Origin of the sequence: Pseudomonas sp. W2Jun17 (assembly GCF_023127795.1) — a bacterium.
In the GTDB taxonomy this organism is placed as follows: Bacteria; Pseudomonadota; Gammaproteobacteria; order Pseudomonadales; family Pseudomonadaceae; genus Aquipseudomonas; species Aquipseudomonas synxantha_A.
Genome location: NZ_SPKO01000034.1, coordinates 42,941 through 64,535, shown reverse-complemented (window position 1 = coordinate 64,535; position 21,595 = coordinate 42,941). Strand labels below are relative to the sequence as shown.

Here is a 21,595-nt window from a genome sequence, read left to right as displayed (position 1 = left end):
AGTCGGCGGTGCAGCGGCCGTTATAGAGAGATGCACAATAACGACTTTGGCGACCGATTTTAGAGAGCTGGATCAAATAGTTGTGCGGTTTTTACCGCTCTCTTTGCAGACGGGCGGCATTATACATGCGATGCCCTACTCTAAAGAGGGCAATTTCCCCAGAGACGATGCGCACGATGACCGGTGAGATCAATCTTCCTCCACTGCCTCCAGCCTCAGCACCCAAGGCTGCCCCGCTGCCTGCGGCTGGCGAGTTGCTCAAGCTCCTGGAGCCACAGGCCGGGTTGATTGGCGCCGGAAAAACCGTAAACGCTGAAGTCATCGCGCTGAAACAAGGCAGTGAAGCCTTTCAGCTGTTGCTCAAGCTGACCCTTGAAGGTGGTCGCCAGACCCTGGTTCAAGCCAGCAGCGCCCAGCCCTTGCCCCTGGGCAGCAATGTGGCAGTGAGCCAAACGCCTGCGGGCAACCTGGCCATCAGCTTGCAGCAAGCCATGAGCGCCAACGTGGCCGCCCTCACCCGCCTCGACACCACACAAATGCCGGTGGGCACCCTGCTGCAAGCCAAGGTGCTGACCACCCAGATGCTGCCTCAAGGCTCAGCGCAAGCGGCGATCTATCGCTCGCTGGTGAGTGTGCTCAATAATGCCCTGGCCGGTACCACGCTGACGCTGGAAAGCCCTCAACCCTTGCGGGTCGGCAGCTTGCTCAGTGCCGTGGTGCAGAACGCGCAAACCCTGAATTTTGTGCCGCTGAGCGGGCTGAAAGACCAACTGGCCGTGACGCAGCAACTGGCGACCCAGCAAAGTCGCCAAGGCTCGCTGGATGCGGTGTTCACTGCCCTGCAGAACCTGCCCCGTGGCAACAACACCTCGGCCGAGCTGCGGGCCGCTGCCGAGCGTTTACTGGCAGCCTTGCCCGATCTGGCGCAAGTCAGCAATCCCAAGGTACTGGCACAAGTGGTGCAAAACAGCGGCGCCTTCCTGGAAGCCAAATTGCTCGCTGGGCAGAACCCACAAATCCCACCGCTGGATATGAAAGGCGCGCTGTTGCGCCTGGTCGCGGACCTGCTGCCCGCCCTGCCCGCCAACACCAACCTGAATGCGATCCTCGCTGCCAATACCCTGGCCCAGGTGCTGCCGCACTTTGTGCGCAGCCCGTTGAACACTCTCGGCCAGGTCGGCGCTCGGCAGATACCTGCCGGTTTCCCGTTGCCGGAGCGGCTGATGGCGAAACTGGAAGGTGAAGGCGACCTGGAAAACCTGCTGCGCCTGGCCGCCGGGGCGATCTCGCGCTTGCAGAGCCACCAACTGTCGAGCCTGGAACAGACCGGCACCACCGCCGATGGCCGCCTGCAAACCACGTGGCAGTTGGAAATCCCCATGCGCACCCTGCAAGACATCGTGCCGTTGCAGGTCAAGTTTCAGCGCGAGGAGCCTGCGCCTGACAAGGATCAGCCCGAGCGCAAGGATAAAAAAGATCCGAAGCAGATGCTTTGGCGCGTCGAACTGGCCTTCGACATGGAGCCGCTGGGGCCGCTGCAAGTTCAGGCGCAGTTGTCCCAGGGCAAACTGTCCAGCCAGTTGTGGGCCAGTCGCCCTTTCACCGCCAGCTTGATCGAAAGTCACCTGGGCAGCCTGCGCGAGCGCCTGGTGTCATCCGGACTTAACGTCGGCGACCTGGATTGCCACCTGGGCACCCCGCCACGCGGTGCAAAAACCGGATTGGAACAACGCTGGGTGGATGAAACCGCATGAAGAACGCCGCCCCACCCCGCCAGGCCATCGCCCTCAAGTACGACGGCCAACAAGCCCCCACCCTGACCGCCAAGGGCGATGACGCCCTGGCCGAAGCGATTCTCAAGCTGGCACGGGAGAATGAAGTACCGATCTATGAAAATGCCGAGCTGGTGAAGCTGCTGGCGCGTATGGAACTGGGGGACAGTATTCCAGAAGAGCTCTATCGCACGATTGCCGAGATCATTGCGTTTGCATGGACGTTGAAGGGCAAGTTCCCGGTGGGCTACGACCCGGATGCGGGGCCGACGGAGCGGGATGTCACTGAGCGTGGCGACGATTACTGAGTAGCCACAGGCATACCAAGATCCACTGTGGGAGGGGGCTTGCTCCCGATAGCGTCATTACAGCCAACCTATCTGGGGCTGATACACCGCTATCGGGAGCGAGCCCCCTCCCACATTTTTTGATCTGTATTCAGTTCAGGACTTCGCTCAGGGGGATGAAAATGACCGGGTCGCCAATGGCCAATGTGGTCCCCTCCATCACCTCCACAAACCCCTCCGCCCACGCCGCACTGCGCAGCACCCCGGAGCTCTGGTTGCGATAGATAATCGCCTTGCCCTGCTCGATACGCCCGCGCAGGTATTCGCGGCGGTTGCCAGGCTTGGGCCAGTCGAATCCTGCCGGCACCTCGAAACGTAGCGGCTGCACCTGCGCCACGCCTTGGCGGCGCAGCAGGTACGGGCGCGCCAATAGCGCAAAGGTCACCAGGGTCGAGGCCGGGTTACCTGGCAGGCCGATCACCGGCACGCCACGAAAATGCCCGAAGGTCAGCGGTTTGCCTGGCTTGATCGCCAGCTTCCACAACGCCAACTCGCCCTCTTCACGCAAGGCAATGCCGAGGAAGTCCGCTTCGCCCACCGACACACCGCCGGTAGACAGAATCAGGTCGACACTGCCCAGGCCGGCCAGACACGTGCGGGTCTGTTCCAGATCATCCGGCAGAATCCCGGCATCGATCACTTCGCAGCCCATGCGCGCCAGCCAGCTGCACAGCACGCGACGGTTGCTGTTGTAGATCTGTCCCGGGCCCAACGGCAAGCCTGGCTCGATCAATTCGTCGCCGGTCGACAGCACGGCCACGCGCGGGCGACGCACCACATCGAGCCGATCCCGCCCCAGAGACGCAGCCAGGCCCAACTCGATGGGCCCCAGGCGCGTTCCGGCGCTGAGTACGCACTCACCCACCGTAGTCTCCTGGCCCTGTGGTCGGATGTTGTCGCCCACCCGTAACGGCTCGGTGAAACTCACGCGCTGATCGGCATGAACCACCGCGTTTTCCTGCATTTGCACGCAGTCTGCGCCTTCGGGTACCGGCGCGCCGGTAAAGATCCGTGCGCAGGTGCCGGCCGCCAGCGGCTCGGGCGCAGTGCCTGCGAAAATCCGTTGGCTCACCACCAGCGGTTCCCCGGTCCAGTCCGCCAGGCGCACGGCGTAGCCGTCCATGGCACTGTTGGGCCACGGCGGCAGGTCGAGCGTCGAGATCAGGTCCTGAGCCAGTACGCGGCCATCGCACTGCGCCAGGGGCAGCACATGCTGGTCACGGATCGGCGCCGATTCCGCCATGGCGAGCAGCCGCTGCAAGGCTGCTTCCACCGGCATCAGTGCGCCGGTCTTGCCCGGCTTATCCACGGGATTCACAGGGTTGGGCCTGCTTCAGGTGCGGGACGAAATTGCATGGGCGGTGACGATTATCCAGTTGCTCGGCGAGGATGCCATCCCAACCGGTGCGCACGGCATTGGTGGAGCCCGGCAGGCAGCACACCAGGGTGCCATTGGCCAGGCCGGCCAGGGCGCGCGATTGCACGGTGGAGGTGCCGATATCGGCCACGGAGATCTGGCGGAACAGTTCGCCGAAGCCATCGACCTGCTTGTCGAGCAGGCAGCTCACGGCTTCAGGGGTGCTGTCACGGCCGGTGAAGCCGGTGCCCCCGGTGATCAGCACCACTTGCACCACGTCTTCGGCGATCCAGTGGGCAACCTGGGCGCGAATCTTGTAGAGGTCGTCCTTGAGCAGCACGCGCTCGGCCAGGTGGTGGCCGGCGGCGGTCAGGCGATCGACGAAGACCTGGCCGGAGGTGTCGGTGTCCAGGGTGCGGGTGTCGCTGACGGTCAATACAGCAATATTCAAGGGTACAAAGGGCGCATCGGCCTTGGCTTTCATGGCTCGGTCCAGTTGTCGAAAAAACAGCCCGATGTTATATCACAGGCCCCTCTTTACCTGCCGCAGTGGAACCGCCATGTCTCTTGAATCTTCACCCCTGCCTTGTTCGATTCTGTTGTTGGCCGGTGGTCGTGGCCAACGCATGGGCGGCCAGGACAAGGGGCTGCTTCAATGGCGGGGCGAGCCCTTGATTGCCCACCTGCAACGGCTGGCCAGGCCGCTCACGGATGACCTGATCATCTCGTGCAATCGCAACCTTGAACACTACGCGCCCTATGCCGACCAACTGGTCAGTGATGACAGCCCGGACTTTCCCGGCCCGTTGGCGGGTATCCGAGCAGGACTCTTCGCTGCACGCCATGAACATCTGCTGATCTTGCCGTGCGATGTGCCGCAGATTGATGAGCGACTGCTGGCCGACTTGCGTCAGATTGCCCAACGCAATCCGCAGGTTCCCGTCATGGTGCGTCATGGCGAGTTCTGGGAACCCTTGCTGTGCATTATCCCAACAGACCTGAAAGATCAGGTGGAACGGGCCTGGCAAGCGGGTGAACGCAGCCCGCGCAAGGTCCTGCTGCAACTGGGTGGCGTCGGCCTGGAATGCCCGGCCGATGACCCGCGCCTGGCCAATCTTAATACGCCCGAGCTGTTGCACCCACGGGCTGGCGTGTCAGAATGAGCCTTTCACAAGGAACTTTGCCGACGTCCCATACGTCACAAGGTCAGCAATTTAAAAGTATTTTCTCGGAGACAAACTCATGACTCAACGGACCATCGCCGCTCTCATGCTTGCACTGGGCCTCGCCACCCTCGCCGGTTGCGCCTCGCCAACAGTGATCACCCTGAATGACGGTCGCGAAATCCAGGCCGTCGACACCCCGAAATTTGACGAAGATTCGGGTTTCTACGAATTCCAACAGCTTGACGGCAAGCGCACCCGCATCAATAAAGACCAGGTTCGCACCGTTAAAGATCTGTAAGCCTTAACGCTTGCCAACAAGGCCCGCCTCGCGCGGGCCTTGTCGTTTGCGGCGTTTACCAGTCGAGGGTGATACGGCTGTGGAAACTGCGTTCTTCACCATTTAGCGGGTCGATGAAACGCACGCCCTGGGCCAGCAGCTTCAGGGGGTGGGCGTAGTCGTCCTCGGCGTCCTTGACCACCTCGGGATAGAACGGGTCATTGCAGATACTCGCCCCGAGGGCAGTCATGTGTACGCGCAACTGGTGTTTCTTGCCGGTCACCGGGAACAGACCGTAACGCCATAAACCACCCTTTTTCTCGCGCACTTCAACGGCCGTCTCGGTGTTGCTGGCGCCCGGCCCTTCCTGCATCCGAAAGAAGGGTTCGCCATCCACCAGGCGGCTTTTATGCACCAGGGGAAAGCTCAGATTCGGCAGGGCCGGGGCGATGGCTTCGTAGAATTTGTCGATACGCCGCGTGGGAAACAGTTGCTGGTACGCCGAGCGGCTTTGCGGGTTGGCCGAGAACAGCACCAGCCCCGCCGTGTGCCGGTCAATGCGGTGCAACGGCACCAGGGCGGGGTTGTCCAGGCGACGGATCAGGCGACGCAACAGGGTTTGCTCAACGTACTCGCCGGCGGGAGTCACCGGCAGGAAATGCGGCTTGTCCGCCACCACCAGATGTTCATCGGCGTACAGGATAGTTTCCTGTACCGGAATCACTTTTTCGTTGGGTACTTCGCGAAAGTAATAGATGCACAGGCCTTCCTTGTAGGCCAGGCCCAGGCTGATCGGGCTGCCATTGATATCCAGCACTCGTTCCCGGGCAATGCGGTCCAGCCACTGCTCACGGCCAATGGCCGGGAAGTGATCGCACAGGCAGTCGATCACCGTTGCCCAAGGCCCCGGTGGCAGATACAACGTGCTGGCTTGGTGCTGGGCGGCGGAAAAACCGGAAGTGGACATGCAAATGCTCGAACCTGGAAACAGGCGGGCATTATCCCGCATGGAGCGCGATTGAGCCTAGGGCCGTTCTCATGCCTTGGCCAGTTGGGCCCGCAGCACCGGCGAAGCGCTCGCCGCCTCGGTGAACTCCTTGAGCCAGCGCAGTACGTCCACTGCTTCCCAACGGCCCGGATCATAGAGCGCATAGAGCAAGCCTTGATAACCCACCACATCCAACTGTTTGTGATAACCGGCACGCTGGAACAGCGCCTCGATTTCCGCAAAGCAGGTGTTGAAATGCACTTTGTTGAAGGGCGTCTTGCCTTCCGTGACCAGCCCATCGAGGCGCAGTTCGTTGACCGCGTCGCGCACCACATCGGCGGACATGCGATTGACGCTGCTTTTCAATTGTTCAACATTCACCACGGGCGTTCCCTCTATTCAATCGCTGTACGAATATACAGTAACGTAATATTCGCAAGCCCGCCATCGGATAAACGTCAGCGCAGAAAGGCAACGACCTGGCCGGTGTCGAACGGCCAGTCCAGTTCCGCCCCGGTGTCCTTGCGGCGAAGCACCGGAATCCGCAGGCCGTAGTCTTCTGTCAGGTCATCTGGCTCAGTGATATCCACCAACTCCACCAGCAGCCCGTGTTCGACGAGCGGCATGATTTCGGCTTCGGCAATTTCACACAGATGGCAACCCAGGGTGCCGAACAGCTGGCATTCAGGAGGCATGACGAAAGAACCCGGTCAGAAAAACAAGTGACCATTCTAAACCCGCTCGCGCCGTGAAATCCCATTGCCGACAAAACACCTGATCCAGGTCACCATGGCCTATAACTGATTCAGCGATTCTCGCGGCTTTTTGCCCGTCCACCTGCAATGGAGATGCCTGTGTTTGCCAACCTGCTGATCATCCTGGCCTCATCCCTGGTGGTGATTGCGCTGTTTCGCCGGCTGCAACTGCCGCCCGTGCTGGGCTACCTGTGCGTGGGCCTGGCGGTGGGGCCGACTGCTTTGGACTGGGTGAACGACAACGAGGACCTGCCGGACTTGGCCGAGATGGGCGTGGTGTTTCTGCTGTTCTCCCTGGGCCTGGAGTTTTCCCTGTCGAAAATGTTCGCCCTGCGCCGCGTGGTGTTCGGCCTGGGCAGTTTGCAGGTGTTGGGATGCGGCGCCCTGCTCGGCGCTGCGCTGATGGGCTTGGGCCTGGCGCCGGGCATCGCGCTGTTACTGGGTGCAGGGTTGGCGTTGTCGTCCACGGCCATCGTCAGCAAGGAACTGACCAGTCTTGGGGAGATCTTCAGCAGCCACGGCCAGAATGCGATAGGCGTGCTGCTGTTCCAGGATGTGGTGGCGGTATTGCTGCTGACACTGGTGCCGGTGTTTGCCGGCAGCAGTGACCAAGCCTGGTACTGGGCATTGCCGCTGACCCTGGGCAAAACCGTGGTGTTGTTCGTCGGCCTGTTATTCGCCAGCCGCTGGTTGCTGCCGCGGTTGTTCCATGAGGTCGCCGCGTCCCATTCCGCAGAGTTGTTCGTGCTGCTGGCGCTGGTAATTGTCTTGCTCACCGCCTGGCTCACCCACCTGCTCGGCCTGTCCCCTGCCCTTGGTGCGTTTCTGGCCGGTATGTTGCTGGGCGAGAGTCATTATCGTCACCAGATAGAAGCGGATATCCGGCCGTTTCGCGACATTCTGCTGGGGCTGTTTTTCGTCAGCATCGGCATGTTGATCGACCTGCAGTTATTCGTCAGCCACAGCCTGTTGATCCTCGGCCTGACCCTTACGCTGATGTTGGTCAAAGGCTCTGTGGTGGCCGTACTGGTCAAGCTGCGTGGCAGCGACACTGAAACCGCCTGGCGCAGCGGCCTGGCCCTGGCCCAGGGTGGCGAGTTCTGTTTCGCGCTGATGGCGCAGATGCAGCAGAGCCGGTTGATTCCGGATGAGTTCAACGGCCTGCTACTGGCCGCCACGTTCTGCTCGATGCTGTTGACGCCGCTGCTGTTGCGCGCAGCGCCGGCCATTGCCCTGCGCCTGCATCGCAAGCCCAACCAGCAAGTGCAACTGGAGCACATCACCGCGCTCAACGCTCAGTTGCACGGGCACGCGGTGATTTGCGGTTATGGTCGGGTGGGACAATCGATCGGGCGGTTTTTGCGCCGCGAGCACCAGGCGTTTATCGCCCTGGATGACGACCCCGAACGGGTGCAGGAGGCCGCTACCGAGGAAAGCAGCGTGCATTATGGCGACTGCCGCCGGGGTGCCTTGCTCAGTGCCGTGGGCCTGGAGCGCGCGCGGTTGGTGGTGATCGCCGTCGACAACAGCGATGTCGCCCTGGTGGTGCTCAAGGAAGCGCGACGGATCAACCCACAGGTGCCGATCCTGGTGCGCACCCGTGATGACAGCCAGTTGGCTGAACTCAAGGCCGCGGGGGCCAGCGAAGTGGTGCCCGAGTTGCTTGAGTCAAGCCTGATGCTCGCGTCCCACGCCCTGATCCTGCTGGGCCTGCCGGACCAACAGGTACAGGCTCGGGTGGATGAAGTGCGGCAGAACCACTATCGCTTGCTGCACGGGTTTTATCCGCCGCCACACACTGATGAACAAGCGCCGATCAATCCTGACTGACCGCACCGATCTTGTGGATCGACAGGTCCGCGCCGTAATACTCCTCTTCCTGACTCAAGCGCAGCCCTTGCACGCGCTTGATCACGCCGTACACCAGCAAGCCGCCACCAAACGCCACCGACACGCCCAGGCCGGTGCCGATCAACTGGCTGATCAAGCTGACGCCGCCAAGCCCACCCAGGGTGGCCTGCCCGAAGATGCCGCAGGCGATGCCGCCCCACACGCCACACAAGCCGTGCAACGGCCATACGCCCAGCACATCGTCGATCTTCCAGCGTGCCTGGGCGGCGATAAAGCACCACACAAACAAGCCGCCCGCGACTACTCCGGTGACCAGCGCGCCCACCGGATGCATCAGGTCGGAACCTGCGCAGATCGCCACCAGCCCGGCCAAGGGGCCGTTGTGCAGGAATCCTGGGTCGTTACGGCCGATCACCAGCGCGGCCACGGTACCGCCAACCATGGCCATCAACGAATTGACGGCCACCAGGCCGCTGACCCCGTTGAGGGTCTGCGCACTCATCACGTTAAAGCCGAACCATCCCACGATCAGGATCCACGACCCCAGCGCCAGGAACGGGATGCTCGACGGTGCAAACGCCACCAGGCGCCCTTCGCGATAACGTCCATTGCGCGGCCCCAGCAGCAACACCGCCGCCAGCGCCAGCCAGCCGCCCATGGCGTGCACCACCACGGAACCGGCAAAATCGTGAAAACTGGCGCCAAAGCTTGCAAGCAGCCAGGCTTGCAGACCGAAATTGCCGTTCCACACCATGCCCTCGAAGAACGGGTAGATAAACGCCACGATCAGTGCAGTGGCGCACAACTGCGGCGCAAACTTCGCACGTTCGGCTATGCCACCGGAAATGATCGCAGGGATCGCCGCGGCGAAGGTCAGCAGGAAGAAAAACTTCACCAGGCCATAGCCATGATCGGCGCTGATGACGGCTGCCGGTTGCATGAAGCTCACACCGTATGAGATCCAATAGCCTATAAAGAAATAGGCCAGGGTGGAGATGGCGAAATCGCTGAGGATTTTCGACAGGGCGTTGACCTGATTCTTCTGGCGCACCGTGCCGACTTCAAGGAAGGCAAAGCCGGCGTGCATGGCCAGGACCATGACCGCGCCAATCAGGATAAACAGGGTGTTGGAACTGTGGACGAGTGTATCCACCGCACTTTGCAGATTTTCCATGGAGGTTGGCAGGCCTGCATCAAGGCAAAAAGCACCAAATCGGTTCAAGCTGAGGGTTGGCGCACTAAATGGGTACCACCGGCTTCGTCCCTCTTGGGAGGGCACGAACCGCTTTAGCGCAGCGATCAACACAACGGACCGTTGCCGACAGGGTTTTTCCGCGGGTTTTAGTTATTTAGGGTAAGGTTTTTCAAGGCGTGCGCCCCGACCGCCCATATTCGGCGCGGGCCTCTGAGCCTGCGCACCAATGCAAAGCAAAAGCTGTACCACACAATTGCAGTGAACCTTCAGCGAACGCCGCGACTCGAAACCACACGTACAGATCAGCCACACACGGAGACAACCATGGCCGGTAAAACAGCAAAGACTGCTCAAGAGATACTGATGGCGGATTTTCAAACCCTGGTCAGTGATACCGAAAGGTTGCTGGACGACACCGCAGTGCTGGCCGGCGATCAGGCCGACGAACTGCGCACCAAGATCCACGAGAGCCTGCTCAAGGCCCGCGAGACCTTGCAACTGACCGAAGACTCCCTGCGCGAGCGCGGTCAGGCGGCCATCACCGCCACCGAAGACTACGTGCAAGCCAACCCATGGCAGTCAGTCGGCATCGCTGCCGGCGTGGGCTTTTTGATCGGTCTGCTGGCTACAAGGCGCTAATCATGTCTATCGGCGAATCCAGCTCATCAACGAGCGCACATTCTTCGGCAAGCGGTTCCACCTCCCGACGCCTGGGCGCCGCTGTGCTGGGCTTGCTGCACAGCCATGTCGAGTTGTTTGGCATCGAATTGCAGGAGCAAAAGGCCCGCACTGTCAGCCTGTTGTTGTTTGCCGGTCTGGCGTTGGTGTTCGCCCTGCTGTTGCTGGTAGGGTTGTCGACGCTGGTGATGATCCTGGTGTGGGATACCGGCTACCGCCTGACGGGGATCATCTGCCTTTGCGTGTTCTATAGCCTGGCCGCGGCCTTCTGCGGTGTGCGCCTGAAAGCGGCGGTGTTCGATGAATCCACGCCCTTCCACGCCACGCTCGAAGAGCTGGCCAACGACCGGGAGCGCCTGCTGCCATGAGCATGACCGAGATCCCGAAAAATACCTCCCGCCGGGAAATGCGCAAGACGCTGATCCGCCTGCGCATGGAAATGCACCGCCAGGAAATCCGTCATGAGTCCCAGCAACTGATGGCCCCTCTGCAGAAAATGCGCAACATGCGCCACAACTGGCAGGACAGCCTGGGCATCAAGCACGCGCCACTGTGGGGCGTGGCGGCGGTGACGCTGATGGGCTTTTTCACCGGCAAGGGCGCCAAGGGCGGCAGTATCAGCAGCGTGACACGTCTGGTGCGGCTGGGTGCAGGGTTGATCCCATTGATCAAATTGGCCATGCAAGGCTCGCGCAAAAGTTAAACCTTTGCCGGCGTTTAGCGTGCCGATACCAGTGGCCCGGCCCTCGTCAACGGGTGCCGGGCCTTTTTTCGCCCGCACCGCCGACCTGTAGATTTTTGCTTGCTCCGCCACGCCGGAAACGGGAAGCTGGCGGATGTCATTCACCGAACGGAGAGTAGTTGCCTTGGATTGGCCCACCCTGCTGAACCGCGAACGCCTGGGAAAACCTCTGCACAGCCCTGAAGAACTGGGCCGCAGCCCCTTTCACAAAGACCACGACCGCATTATTTTCTCCGGCGCGTTCCGGCGCCTGGGCCGCAAGACCCAGGTGCATCCGGTATCGAGCAACGACCATATCCACACGCGCCTGACCCATTCGCTGGAAGTCAGTTGCGTCGGCCGATCCCTGGGTATGCGCGTGGGTGAAACGTTGCGCGGCGCCCTGCCCGACTGGTGCGACCCGAGCGACCTGGGCATGGTGGTGCAATCGGCTTGCCTTGCCCACGATATCGGTAACCCGCCGTTCGGGCACTCCGGCGAGGATGCCATTCGCCACTGGTTCCAACAGGCCGCCGGGCGCGGCTGGTTGGACGACATGAGCAGCGCCGAACGCAATGACTTTCTCAACTTCGAAGGCAATGCCCAGGGCTTTCGGGTACTGACCCAACTTGAATACCATCAGTTCGACGGCGGCACGCGGCTGACCTACGCCACCTTGGGGACGTACCTCAAGTACCCCTGGACCGCCCGCCACGCCGACTCGCTGGGCTACAAGAAGCACAAGTTCGGCTGTTACCAGAGCGAGCTGCCGATTCTGGAGCAAATCGCCCATAAGCTCGGCCTGCCCCAGCTTGAAGAGCAACGCTGGGCCCGTCACCCGCTCGTATACCTGATGGAAGCGGCCGACGACATCTGCTATGCGCTGATCGACCTGGAAGACGGCCTGGAAATGGAGCTGCTGCAGTACGCCGAAGTCGAGTCGCTGTTGCTTGATCTGGTGGGCGATGACTTGCCGCAGACGTACCGCCAATTGGGCCCGCTTGACTCTCGGCGCCGCAAGCTGGCGATCTTGCGCGGCAAAGCGATTGAGCACCTGACCAATGCAGCGGCGCAGGCCTTTGTCGAACAGCAGGACGCCCTGCTCGCCGGCACGCTGCCGGGCGATCTGGTCGAGCATATGCACGGGCCGGCGAAGCGCTGTGTGCTGGATGCCAAGGACATGGCGCGCAAGAAGATCTTCCAGGACAAGCGCAAGACACTGCACGAAATCGGCGCCTACACCACCCTGGAAATCCTGCTGAACGCCTTCTGCGGCGCGGCCCTTGAACAACATGGCGGGCGCACGCCGTCATTCAAGAATCGGCGCATTCTGGACTTGCTCGGCAATAGCGCGCCGGATCCGGCCTGGCCGCTGCACGCCTCATTCCTGCGGATGATCGACTTCATCGCCGGTATGACCGACAGCTACGCCACTGAAATGGCACGGGAGATGACCGGGCGCTCCAGCCCTCAATAACGATCCGATCAAGCCGCCCGTTCCCTGAAACGAATCGCCCTACGATGGGAACAGAGCGGCCTGATCGAATTCGTACAGGCACCCGAAGAATAATCACGCACGCTCCTAACGGGCCAGCCGCGCAATTCCTACCGCCCCCATCGACGCTTGCATCACTGTGTGCACTTTTATGCCCAGACACTCTCTTCGTATTCTTTTGGTGGAGGATCACCCTTTTCAACTTCTGGCCACCCAGTGCCTGCTCAAAAGCTTCGGCTTCGAGCAACTGACACCTGTGGAAAATGCCGAGCAGGCCATACACACGATGAGTCGGTCCGAACACCCCTTCGACCTGATGCTGTGTGACCAATGCCTGCCTGACCTGCCGGGGCTTGAACTGATCGAAATCGCCAACCGCCAGCGCTTCATCACTGGCGCCATTCTGTTAAGCGGCTTACCCACACAGGAATTGATCAACCTGAGCAGGCAAGCCTTGCAACGACGTCTTCCACTGCTTGGCTATTTGTCCAAGCCCTTGAACAAAGATGAGCTGGAAAGGCTAATAGGTTAATTTTTAACTCTCTCATGTAGGAACTTAAACACCATTTTCAACGAAAAACACTATAAGGTCCGTCGTAAAATCCAAGGCCCCGTTTATTGGCGCAACCACCTTCAAATTGTTGATATACCCTGTAACGTCCCCCTAACAACTTGTAGGCTTTTGCCTTATTAAACGTAGGAACTTTCCTGTTTTGCATTTACTCCCTGTGAGCTTCATGCTGAGCCCTCATCTTCTGAGCTAATGTGCCCGCTTTATTTGCACCAGCATGGAATGTGATTATGAACTCAGTTTTTATTATCGATGACCACCCGGTAATCCGGCTTGCCATTCGAATGTTACTGGAGCATGAGGGTTACAAGGTCGTCGGCGAAACAGACAATGGGTGCGATGCGATACAGATGGTCCGCGAATGCCTTCCAGACCTGGTGATTCTCGACATCAGCATCCCGAAACTCGACGGCCTTGAGGTGCTCTGCCGATTCAACGCCATGAACACCTCGATGAAAACCCTCGTGCTCACGGCGCAATGCCCTACGCTGTTTGCCACGCGATGCATGCGCTCGGGTGCCGAGGGCTATGTGTGCAAGGAAGGGGACTTGAGCGAGTTGCTGAGCGCCATCCGTGCGGTCCTGTCCGGTTACAACTACTTCCCCAGCCAGGCGTTGAACGGCCCCGGAACGGAAGGCCTGGATGTACAAGAACTGGAACTGTTCAAGACAGTCAATGACCGGGAGCTGATGGTCTTGCAACTTTTTGCACAAGGCCGCACTAACAAGGAAATAGCCAAAGGCATGTTTTTGAGCAACAAGACTGTCAGTACTTATAAAAAGAGGTTAATGCAAAAACTCAAAGCCAAATCCTTGGTAGAACTCATCGAGATGGCAAAACGAAACGCGCTAGTGTGAGAAAGCGGATGCCCAGGCGTATAAAGGACTATCTGATTATATTGAGTGCCGGTCTGTACTTCAGCACTGCCGTGCTCGCAGAGCACCAAACAAACCCGGAACGCTTCACCTTATTGAGTCGTGCGGGAGCCGTTCAACTCGGCACTCATTTTGACAAGGCTCAGCACCAGTGGCTACAGAACAAACGCGAACTGGTGCTGGGCACCTCCGCGCCCGATTACCCGCCATTCGACCTGACGTCCAGCGGCTATGATTATGAAGGGCTGACCGCCGATTACGCGGGGTTGTTGGCCAAAGCACTCTCCTTGCCGGTCAACGTAATGCGCTACCCGTCCCGGGATGCAGCCATTCGAGCCTTGGAAACCGGGGAAATCGACTTGTTGGGCTCATCCAACGGTTTTGAGGCTGCGACACCGAACCTTATCCTCTCTGAACCCTACGCCGTGGACCAACCGGTACTGGTCACCCGCGAGGGAGAAACCCGTAGCCTCAACGAGGGCCTGGACGGGCTGCGCTTGAGCCTTGTCTACCATTACCTGCCGCTCAATGAGGTAGAAAAGCTGTACCCCAAGGCCATCATCCGCGCCTATCCGTCTTATCAGAACGCCTTGAATGCGGTGGCCTTCGACCAGGCGGATGTGTTTCTGGGTGACACCATTTCCACCCACTACATGATCAACAAGGGTTATCTCAAAAACATCCGCATGGCCAATTTCGGCAAGCATGAGGCTTATGGTTTCAGCTTCGCCATGCGTGAAGATAACCGCGTGCTGCTGAGCATTGTCGACGCGGTCCTGGCTGCGGTCCCCATCACCGAACGAGACAGCATCGCCAAACGCTGGAGCGCCGGCAGCGATATCCTGCTCACCGACAAGAAATTGCAACTGACCCAACGCGAAGAGCGCTGGCTTAAAGAGCATCCGGTGGTCAAGGTGATCGTCAATGAAACCTTCGCGCCTCTCACGTTCTTCGATGCGGACGGCAACTTTCGCGGCATTACCGCCGATCTCCTGGAGCTGATTCGCCTGCGCACCGGCCTACGCTTTTCGATTGTACGCGGGCGTGATGTCAACGCGATGATCGATCAGGTCACCAGCCAGAAGGTCGATATGATCGGGGCCATTGTGCCGAGCAACACAAGGGACTCGCAGCTCAATTTCAGCCGACCCTACCTGGAAAACTCCTACGTATTGTTGACACGCAAGGAGCCAGGGCCACCCGCGAACATCGCACAAATGGCAGGAAAGCGCCTGGCGATAACCCAGGGCAACCCCTTGATCGAGACCTTGACCAACGATTTCCCCCAGGTTCACCTGGTCGAAACCAGTGATACTTTCAGGGCATCGGAGTTACTCGCACAGGGCCAAGTGGATGGCGCAGTGAGCACACTGGTGATCGCCAACTACCTGCTGTCTTCCAAGGCTTTTCAGGACAAGCTGCAGATCAGCGCCAGCATTGGCACTACGCCGGCAACTTATACCCTGGCGACATCGCGCCACGCCACGGAACTGAGCTCGATCCTCGACAAGGCGCTGCTCAGCATCGCCCCGGATGAAATGGGCGTGATCAACAGTCGTTGGCGGGGTTACACCGCCGCGTCCGACAGCTACTGGCGCAACTACCATCAATTGATATCTCGAATCATCATCGGTACCGGGCTGTTGCTACTGATTTCCCTGACCTGGAACGCCTACATGCGGCGCCAGATAAAACACCGCAAAATGGCCGAACGGGCCCTGAACGACCAATTCGAATTCATGCGTGCGCTGGTCAATGAAACCCCCCATCCGATCTACGTGCGTGACCGCAACGGCCTGCTGCAAACCTGCAACGACAGCTACCTGCAGGTATTCGACGTCAAACGCGAAGACGTGATCGGCAAAAGCGTCACCCAGATGAGCATGGCCCTGGAGTCGGAGGCGGCGCAATACCATGCCGACTATCTGCGCGTAGTGGCCGAGGGCATTCCGCTGATCCTGGATCGCACATTGCATATCCACGAGCGCAAACTGACGATCTATCACTGGATCCTGCCGTACCGCGACTCCACAGGCGAAGTCCAGGGCATCATCGGCGGCTGGATCGACATCAGCGACCGACGCGAGTTGTTTGATGAGCTACGCGCCGCCAAAGAGCGGGCCGATGAGGCCAATCGCGCCAAGAGCACGTTCCTTGCCACCATGAGCCACGAGATCCGTACGCCCATGAACGCCGTGATCGGAATGCTCGAACTGACGCTCAAGCGCGCCGATCAAGGGCATCTCGACCGCCCGGCCATCGAAGTGGCGTACAACTCGGCCAAGGATCTGCTGGAGTTGATCGGTGACATCCTGGACATCGCGCGTATCGAGTCCGGCCGTCTCAGCCTGGCGCCGGAGCGCGTCAATCTGCGCGAGGTGATTGAGTCGGTGGTGCGTGTCTTCGACGGTCTGGCACGCCAGAAAACCCTCAGCCTGCTGCTGGAATTCAAGCCCGACCTGAACGATATCGAAGTGCTGATAGACCCTCTGCGCTTCAAGCAAGTACTGTCGAACCTGGTGAGCAACGCGATCAAGTTCACCGAGCAAGGCCAGGTGAAGATCAAAGTGGAAGTACAGCCGACCCAGGCACCGGAGCAGATCGAGCTGAAGCTGGTGGTGGAAGACACCGGCATCGGCATCAGCAGGGAGGATCAACTGCGTCTGTTCGAACCCTTTGCCCAAGCGGACAATTCCGGTCAACTGGCCAGGAGCGGCGCGGGGCTGGGGCTGGTGATCTGCCGCAGCCTGTGCGCCATGATGGGCGGCCAGTTGAGCCTGAGCAGCGTGCCCATGGTAGGTACCCAGGTGCACGTCAACCTGAGCGTACCCCGCCTGCAAACGATCACGGTGGTGGGTGAGCAACAGCCTGAAGCACCGGCCGCCACTCGGGTGCTGAATGTACTGGTGGTAGACGACCACCCGGCGAACCGCCTGCTGATGTGCCAGCAACTGGGCTACCTGGGTCATCAATTCACTGCCGCCGAGCACGGTGCTGCAGGGTTCCAGGCCTGGCGCAAGGAGCATTTCGACCTGGTGATCGCCGATTGCAACATGCCCATCATGAATGGCTATGAGCTGAGCCGTTCAATCCGTGAATATGAGCAACGCGAGCAATTGGTACCTTGTGTGGTGCTGGGCTTTACTGCCAACGCCCAGCCAGAGGAAAGACAACGTTGCGTGCAGGCCGGCATGGATGACTGCCTGTTCAAGCCCATCAGCCTGACCGTACTGGAACGGCAACTGGCGCAAATCGCTCCCAAACCTGCGAACCAGCGCCTGAACCTCGAGTGCCTGCAAGCGTTGACCGGCGGCGACCCGCAATTGAGTCGACGCCTGCTGGAGGAGCTGCTGAGCAGCAGCCGTGACGACCGTCAGGCGCTTGTCACGCTGTTGAACCGGCAGGCCCACCCCCCCGAGATCATTGAACAAGCCCACAAAATCAAGGGCGCTGCCCGTATCGTTCAGGCCCATTCATTGGCTGGGCAATGCGAAGCGCTGGAGCAAACCTGCGCTCGCAATGAAGAGTGGGCAACCATTGAAACCGGCATCAAGGCGCTGGAGCATCTCATGCTGGAACTGGAGAGGATGCTGCAGATTCAACTGGCCGAGCTGCAAGGCCAATAAACGCCCGGGCCCGCAACGGCAGGAGCGAGTCACTCGCTCCTGCACTCCTCTGCCGTGGCTCCCAGGTTCAGCAGTCGGTCAGCCGCAGGAAAATCGCCGCCAGCCGTTCAATCCCTGCCTGGTCCTGAGGTGTAAAACGGGCCAGCGAGGGACTGTCGAGGTCAAGCACGCCAATCAGCTGACCGTCTTTGACCAATGGCACCACCAACTCACTGTTCGAGGCGCTGTCACAGGCGATATGGCCTGGGAACGCATGCACATCCTCTACTCGCTGGGTTTGTCGTGAAGCCGCAGCAGCGCCACATACGCCACGGCCGAACGGGATACGTACGCAGGCTATCTGACCCTGGAACGGCCCAAGCACCAGTTCTTCATTGCGATTAAGGTAAAAGCCTGCCCAGTTCAGGTCATCGAGCTGGTTGAACAGAAATGCAGAAAACTGTGCACTGTTGGCAATAAAGTCACGCTCATCCGCCAGCAATGACTCCAGTTGTGCACACAGCATGGCGTAGCCATCAAGACCGCTGCCGGCCTGTTGCAAATCGATCATGGTTGACGTTCCAGCAATTTAAGACCTACCCAGTAACGGGCAAACTGATAGGCACAACGGCCATTGCGGTTACCGCGCCCTGTGGCCCAGCGCACCGCGAGTACATCAAGCTGCTCATCGCGCTGCCACTGCAAGCCGGCCTTGCCGGCCAACTCGCCAATCCAGTGTTCCACCACATCCAGGAAATGCTCCTGGGAAAACGGATAGAACGACAGCCACAAGCCAAAACGGTCCGACAAGGCAATCTTGTCCTCTACCGCCTCGCTCGGGTGCAACTCGCCATCCACACGTTTCCAGTTGTCGTTGTCGCTCTGGTTCTCCGGCACCAGATGACGGCGGTTGGACGTGGCATACAGCAGCACGTTTTCCGGCGCCTGCTCCAGGGAGCCGTCCAGCACGCTTTTGAGCACGCGATAATCGCCTTCGCCGGCTTCGAACGAGAGGTCATCGCAAAACAAAATGAAGCGCTGCGGCAGTTTTATCAACTGTTCGACCACGCGCGGCAGGTCGGCCAGGTGGTCGCGTTCGATTTCGATCAAGCGCAGACCCGCCGTGGCGTGCTGAGCCAGCAAGGCGCGCACCATGGAAGACTTGCCGGTGCCGCGAGAACCCCACAGCAGCGCATGGTTGGCGGGCAGGCCATCGAGGAACTGCTGGGTATTACGCGCCAGTTGTTCACGTTGCTTGTCGACGCCAATCAGGTCCGACAAGCGCATATCCAGGCTCACTTCCAGCGGCAACAGGAAGCCACTGCGACCTTCACGCTGCCAACGAGCGGCCAGGCATTGGCGCCAGTCGATGGCTTGGCGCGGGGCCGGCAATAAGGGTTCCAGGCGAGCAAGTACGGCGTCGGCCCGCTCAAGGAAGGCATTCAATCGAGAATCCATGATTATTCCTCTGGCAAGTTCTTGTAAAAGATGGCGTATTGGCAACCCTGCGGCAGACCGCATGAGGCTGCGTCAAAAAACGATTCGTGCCCGGCAAGCAGAAGCTTGGGGATGTTCAGCTATGCTTGCCGGGCGAAAGGAAACGTGAAGTGGTTCAACACTCGATGGATATCAAGTTCGCCCACCGCTTGTCTTATAAACAAGCCAGATTGACTGTGCTGGTCGGTTTCGTGTTGGGAACCTTGCTCAGTCTGATCCAAATCGGCATTGATTATGCCAGTGAAGACGCATCCATCAACCGTGAAATACGCTCACTGATTGAAATCAGCCATAACCCCGCGTCGCGTATCGCCTACAACATCGATGCCGAACTCGCCCAGGAGCTGACCCTGGGCCTGCTGCACTCCCCTGCCATCACCCGTGCGCAGCTGATCGACAACAATGGCGCGGTGCTGGCCGACGTCAACCGCCCGCGCAAAGAAAGCAACTATCGCCCGGTCAGCGATTTTCTGTTTGGCGCCAATCGTCAGTTCGAGGACCGACTGTTTCTCAACCATATGCCCAACGAATCCCTCGGCGTATTGCGCCTCGACGTCGATACCTATGCCTTTGGCAGCCGTTTCCTGCATCGCGCCGAGATCACCCTGCTCAACGGATTTACCCGCAGCCTGCTGCTGACCGGGATCTTGCTGGGCTTATTCTACGTAATGCTCACGCAACCGCTGGTACGTATTATCCGAGAGTTGAGTACCCGCAAACAGGCACGCCTGGATTGCCCGCCGGGGCATGAGCACGACGAAATCGGCGTATTGGTCGACGTCGCCAACCAGCAATTTGAAAACATGGAAACCGAGATCCATCAGCGGCGTCACGCCGAGGACCGCCTCACCGAATACCTGGGCCAATTGGAAAATATCGTTTCGGCGCGCACCCTTGAACTCAAGGCCAGCAACCAACGCTTGAGCCAATCCAATGATGAACTGGAAGCAGCCAGGATGACCGCGCTGGGGATGGCACAGGCACGGGCCGCGTTCCTGGCCAATATGAGCCATGAAATCCGTACGCCGCTCAATGGCCTGCTGGGGATGATTGCACTGTCGCTCGACAGCCCACTGAATGCCGAGCAGCGCCAGCAACTGTCGATCGCCCATGACTCGGGCAAAGTGCTGGTCGAATTGCTCAACGATATTCTCGATCTGTCCAAGTTCGATGCCGGCCAACTGGAACTGGAACATATCCCCTTCGACCTGGGCTCACTGGTGGAAGACACTGCCAACCTGCTGTCGCAGAATGCGGCGCCGAGTGTCGAGCTGACGTGCCTGATTGATCCACAGTTTCCCGCCCAGGTCATCGGCGACCCGACCCGGGTGCGGCAAATCGTCAGTAATCTGCTTTCCAATGCCTTGAAGTTCACGCGCTTCGGCCGGGTCGATGTGCGCCTGCGTGCCCTGGAAGGCAGGGTCAATATTGAAGTCTGTGATACCGGCATCGGTATCGCCCAGGAAGCCCAGGTGAAAATCTTCCAACCCTTCACCCAGGCCGGTGCGGGCATCACCCGTCAATTTGGCGGTACGGGTTTGGGACTGGCCTTGACGCACAATCTGTGTGAAGCCATGCAAGGCCGCTTGAGTATCAGCTCGGAGGTGGGCTTTGGCAGCCAGTTCTGCGCCGACCTCCCGCTACCGACCCATTTACCTGCCACGCGCTATACACCGCTCACAGGTGATGTAATCGCCATCACCCATGCCGGTGGCGGGTTGACAGAGCTGCTCACCACCCTGCTGCCCTCTTGGGGGCTGACACCAAGGTGCTATTCCCAAGACGATGATTTGAGCGCACTGGCCCCTGACCTGTTGATTACCGACTGCCCTGAATGCTTGTTCCGCTTGCGCCCGGCAATCAGCGCGCCGATTCTGCTGGTCACCGCCTATGGCAACTTCATGCCCAGTGAAGAAGTCGCGGCGCTGGCACCGCTGCAGCAACAAGCACGCCCATTGAGCCGTAACGCGCTGTACCAGATCCTGCAACGCAACCTGCGCAGCAGCACGCAACCGATCCTCGACCCGATCCAGATGGAAGCCGCGCCGCTGGCTCACCGCGCGCGCATCTTGTTGGTGGAGGACAACGCGGTCAATCAACTGGTGGCCAAGGGGATGCTCAGCAAGCTGGGGTGTGAGGTGATTGTGGCTGCCCATGGTGGGGAAGCGCTCAAGCTGCTTGAGGACCAGCGCTTCGATATGGTGCTGATGGACTGCAACATGCCGGTGATGGATGGCTACGAGGCCAGCCGGCAAATTCGCCGTAGCGGGCGCTGGCCAGACCTGCCCATTGTCGCCTTGACCGCCAATGCCCTGTCCGAAGAGCGCGAGCGTTGCCGGGCGGCGGGCATGAACGATTACCTGGCCAAGCCGTTTCGCCGCGAAGAGCTCCATGCGCTGCTGGAGTTGTGGGTACCGACGACGACAAGCCTCTGAGGCTGCGCCC

At 59.9% G+C, this 21,595-nt stretch carries 21 protein-coding genes; 13 read left to right on the top strand and 8 right to left on the bottom strand.

Annotated features, from left to right (window positions below):
* The first annotated feature begins 176 nt into the window (after positions 1-176).
* Positions 177-1,754 carry a flagellar hook-length control protein FliK gene (locus E4O98_RS22160; protein WP_248136256.1) on the top strand — a complete coding sequence of 526 codons (1,578 nt, stop codon included), beginning with the start codon at positions 177-179 and terminating at the stop codon, positions 1,752-1,754.
* Complete coding sequence (locus E4O98_RS22155) at positions 1,751-2,080, top strand: EscU/YscU/HrcU family type III secretion system export apparatus switch protein (protein ID WP_148852291.1); 330 nt, start codon at positions 1,751-1,753, stop codon at positions 2,078-2,080. The genes E4O98_RS22160 and E4O98_RS22155 overlap by 4 nt, the downstream gene beginning before the upstream one ends.
* 130 nt (positions 2,081-2,210) lie before the next feature.
* Here E4O98_RS22155 and glp read toward each other — a convergent pair whose 3' ends face one another.
* Together glp and moaB are read right to left on the bottom strand one after the other, a co-directional pair.
* Positions 2,211-3,437 (bottom strand): gephyrin-like molybdotransferase Glp, encoded by a 1,227-nt coding sequence (gene glp, locus E4O98_RS22150; protein WP_248136254.1) that lies wholly within the window; start codon positions 3,435-3,437, stop codon positions 2,211-2,213.
* Positions 3,421-3,960 (bottom strand): molybdenum cofactor biosynthesis protein B, encoded by a 540-nt coding sequence (moaB, locus tag E4O98_RS22145; protein WP_032877117.1) that lies wholly within the window; start codon positions 3,958-3,960, stop codon positions 3,421-3,423. The genes glp and moaB overlap by 17 nt, the downstream gene beginning before the upstream one ends.
* 76 nt (positions 3,961-4,036) lie before the next feature.
* Here moaB and mobA point away from each other — a divergent pair, with 76 nt between their 5' ends.
* Positions 4,037-4,639, top strand: a complete 603-nt coding sequence (gene mobA, locus E4O98_RS22140) for a molybdenum cofactor guanylyltransferase MobA (RefSeq protein WP_148852293.1) — start codon at positions 4,037-4,039, stop codon at positions 4,637-4,639.
* 79 nt (positions 4,640-4,718) lie between these two features.
* Positions 4,719-4,940 (top strand): YgdI/YgdR family lipoprotein, encoded by a 222-nt coding sequence (locus E4O98_RS22135; RefSeq protein ID WP_005786486.1) that lies wholly within the window; start codon positions 4,719-4,721, stop codon positions 4,938-4,940.
* Between the two features lie 55 nt (positions 4,941-4,995).
* Here the strand turns inward: E4O98_RS22135 and E4O98_RS22130 are convergent, their stop codons facing one another.
* The 3 genes from E4O98_RS22130 to E4O98_RS22120 form a co-directional block, all read right to left on the bottom strand.
* On the bottom strand, positions 4,996-5,886 hold the full coding sequence (locus E4O98_RS22130; protein WP_078820732.1) for a pseudouridine synthase: 891 nt from the start codon (positions 5,884-5,886) through the stop codon (positions 4,996-4,998).
* A 69-nt stretch (positions 5,887-5,955) separates the two neighbouring features.
* Positions 5,956-6,291, bottom strand: coding sequence for a hypothetical protein (locus E4O98_RS22125; RefSeq protein ID WP_003189932.1), 336 nt, complete (start codon positions 6,289-6,291; stop codon positions 5,956-5,958).
* Between the two features lie 74 nt (positions 6,292-6,365).
* A complete protein-coding gene (locus E4O98_RS22120) occupies positions 6,366-6,602 on the bottom strand; it encodes a glutaredoxin family protein (RefSeq protein WP_078820707.1) in 237 nt (78 codons plus the stop codon).
* Between the two features lie 153 nt (positions 6,603-6,755).
* Here E4O98_RS22120 and E4O98_RS22115 point away from each other — a divergent pair, with 153 nt between their 5' ends.
* Positions 6,756-8,492: a monovalent cation:proton antiporter-2 (CPA2) family protein gene (locus E4O98_RS22115; RefSeq protein WP_143508419.1), complete on the top strand. Its 1,737-nt coding sequence runs from the start codon at positions 6,756-6,758 to the stop codon at positions 8,490-8,492.
* On the opposite strand, the gene E4O98_RS22110 is transcribed toward E4O98_RS22115, so the two are convergent.
* Complete coding sequence (locus E4O98_RS22110; RefSeq protein WP_032877119.1) at positions 8,479-9,687, bottom strand: ammonium transporter; 1,209 nt, start codon at positions 9,685-9,687, stop codon at positions 8,479-8,481. The two genes, E4O98_RS22115 and E4O98_RS22110, sit on opposite strands and share 14 nt — an antisense overlap.
* Positions 9,688-10,032: 345 nt before the next feature.
* On the opposite strand from E4O98_RS22110, the gene E4O98_RS22105 reads away from it, so the two are divergent.
* The 7 genes from E4O98_RS22105 to E4O98_RS22075 all read left to right on the top strand — a co-directional run bounded on the left by E4O98_RS22105 (position 10,033) and on the right by E4O98_RS22075 (position 17,674).
* The gene (locus E4O98_RS22105) at positions 10,033-10,347 is read left to right on the top strand and encodes a YqjD family protein (protein WP_005786475.1); all 315 of its coding nucleotides are present in this window, start codon (positions 10,033-10,035) and stop codon (positions 10,345-10,347) included.
* Positions 10,348-10,349: 2 nt separating this feature from the next.
* Positions 10,350-10,754, top strand: coding sequence for a phage holin family protein (locus tag E4O98_RS22100; protein WP_005786473.1), 405 nt, complete (start codon positions 10,350-10,352; stop codon positions 10,752-10,754).
* Positions 10,751-11,089 carry a hypothetical protein gene (locus E4O98_RS22095; RefSeq protein WP_032877120.1) on the top strand — a complete coding sequence of 113 codons (339 nt, stop codon included), beginning with the start codon at positions 10,751-10,753 and terminating at the stop codon, positions 11,087-11,089. Before E4O98_RS22100 ends, E4O98_RS22095 begins: the two co-directional genes overlap by 4 nt.
* A 163-nt stretch (positions 11,090-11,252) precedes the next feature.
* The gene (locus E4O98_RS22090; RefSeq protein ID WP_005786469.1) at positions 11,253-12,584 is read left to right on the top strand and encodes a deoxyguanosinetriphosphate triphosphohydrolase; all 1,332 of its coding nucleotides are present in this window, start codon (positions 11,253-11,255) and stop codon (positions 12,582-12,584) included.
* Between the two features lie 169 nt (positions 12,585-12,753).
* Positions 12,754-13,134, top strand: coding sequence for a response regulator (locus E4O98_RS22085; protein ID WP_032877121.1), 381 nt, complete (start codon positions 12,754-12,756; stop codon positions 13,132-13,134).
* A gap of 269 nt (positions 13,135-13,403) precedes the next feature.
* On the top strand, positions 13,404-14,030 hold the full coding sequence (locus E4O98_RS22080) for a response regulator transcription factor (RefSeq protein WP_005786466.1): 627 nt from the start codon (positions 13,404-13,406) through the stop codon (positions 14,028-14,030).
* Positions 14,031-14,038: 8 nt separating this feature from the next.
* Positions 14,039-17,674, top strand: coding sequence for a transporter substrate-binding domain-containing protein (locus E4O98_RS22075; RefSeq protein WP_078820706.1), 3,636 nt, complete (start codon positions 14,039-14,041; stop codon positions 17,672-17,674).
* 67 nt (positions 17,675-17,741) lie between these two features.
* Here E4O98_RS22075 and E4O98_RS22070 read toward each other — a convergent pair whose 3' ends face one another.
* Both E4O98_RS22070 and E4O98_RS22065 read right to left on the bottom strand, forming a co-directional pair.
* Entirely contained in the window at positions 17,742-18,224 is a 483-nt protein-coding gene (locus E4O98_RS22070; RefSeq protein WP_032877122.1) for a GAF domain-containing protein, read from the bottom strand.
* Positions 18,221-19,111, bottom strand: a complete 891-nt coding sequence (locus tag E4O98_RS22065) for an ATP-binding protein (protein WP_032877123.1) — start codon at positions 19,109-19,111, stop codon at positions 18,221-18,223. The genes E4O98_RS22070 and E4O98_RS22065 overlap by 4 nt, the downstream gene beginning before the upstream one ends.
* Before the next feature lie 164 nt (positions 19,112-19,275).
* On the opposite strand from E4O98_RS22065, the gene E4O98_RS22060 reads away from it, so the two are divergent.
* Positions 19,276-21,585, top strand: coding sequence for a response regulator (locus E4O98_RS22060; RefSeq protein WP_032877124.1), 2,310 nt, complete (start codon positions 19,276-19,278; stop codon positions 21,583-21,585).
* Positions 21,586-21,595 lie beyond the last annotated feature (10 nt).

Coding starts and splice junctions, on each gene's coding strand:
- E4O98_RS22085 (WP_032877121.1), top strand. CDS start 12,754: ATGCCCAGACACTCTCTTCGTATTCTTTTGGTGGAGGATCACCCTTTT.
- E4O98_RS22110 (WP_032877119.1), bottom strand. CDS start 9,687: ATGGAAAATCTGCAAAGTGCGGTGGATACACTCGTCCACAGTTCCAAC.
- E4O98_RS22115 (WP_143508419.1), top strand. CDS start 6,756: ATGCCTGTGTTTGCCAACCTGCTGATCATCCTGGCCTCATCCCTGGTG.
- E4O98_RS22080 (WP_005786466.1), top strand. CDS start 13,404: ATGAACTCAGTTTTTATTATCGATGACCACCCGGTAATCCGGCTTGCC.
- E4O98_RS22070 (WP_032877122.1), bottom strand. CDS start 18,224: ATGATCGATTTGCAACAGGCCGGCAGCGGTCTTGATGGCTACGCCATG.
- E4O98_RS22095 (WP_032877120.1), top strand. CDS start 10,751: ATGAGCATGACCGAGATCCCGAAAAATACCTCCCGCCGGGAAATGCGC.
- E4O98_RS22155 (WP_148852291.1), top strand. CDS start 1,751: ATGAAGAACGCCGCCCCACCCCGCCAGGCCATCGCCCTCAAGTACGAC.
- E4O98_RS22160 (WP_248136256.1), top strand. CDS start 177: ATGACCGGTGAGATCAATCTTCCTCCACTGCCTCCAGCCTCAGCACCC.
- E4O98_RS22120 (WP_078820707.1), bottom strand. CDS start 6,602: ATGCCTCCTGAATGCCAGCTGTTCGGCACCCTGGGTTGCCATCTGTGT.
- mobA (WP_148852293.1), top strand. CDS start 4,037: ATGTCTCTTGAATCTTCACCCCTGCCTTGTTCGATTCTGTTGTTGGCC.
- E4O98_RS22060 (WP_032877124.1), top strand. CDS start 19,276: ATGGATATCAAGTTCGCCCACCGCTTGTCTTATAAACAAGCCAGATTG.
- moaB (WP_032877117.1), bottom strand. CDS start 3,960: ATGAAAGCCAAGGCCGATGCGCCCTTTGTACCCTTGAATATTGCTGTA.
- E4O98_RS22100 (WP_005786473.1), top strand. CDS start 10,350: ATGTCTATCGGCGAATCCAGCTCATCAACGAGCGCACATTCTTCGGCA.
- E4O98_RS22065 (WP_032877123.1), bottom strand. CDS start 19,111: ATGGATTCTCGATTGAATGCCTTCCTTGAGCGGGCCGACGCCGTACTT.
- E4O98_RS22075 (WP_078820706.1), top strand. CDS start 14,039: ATGCCCAGGCGTATAAAGGACTATCTGATTATATTGAGTGCCGGTCTG.
- E4O98_RS22130 (WP_078820732.1), bottom strand. CDS start 5,886: ATGTCCACTTCCGGTTTTTCCGCCGCCCAGCACCAAGCCAGCACGTTG.
- E4O98_RS22105 (WP_005786475.1), top strand. CDS start 10,033: ATGGCCGGTAAAACAGCAAAGACTGCTCAAGAGATACTGATGGCGGAT.
- E4O98_RS22135 (WP_005786486.1), top strand. CDS start 4,719: ATGACTCAACGGACCATCGCCGCTCTCATGCTTGCACTGGGCCTCGCC.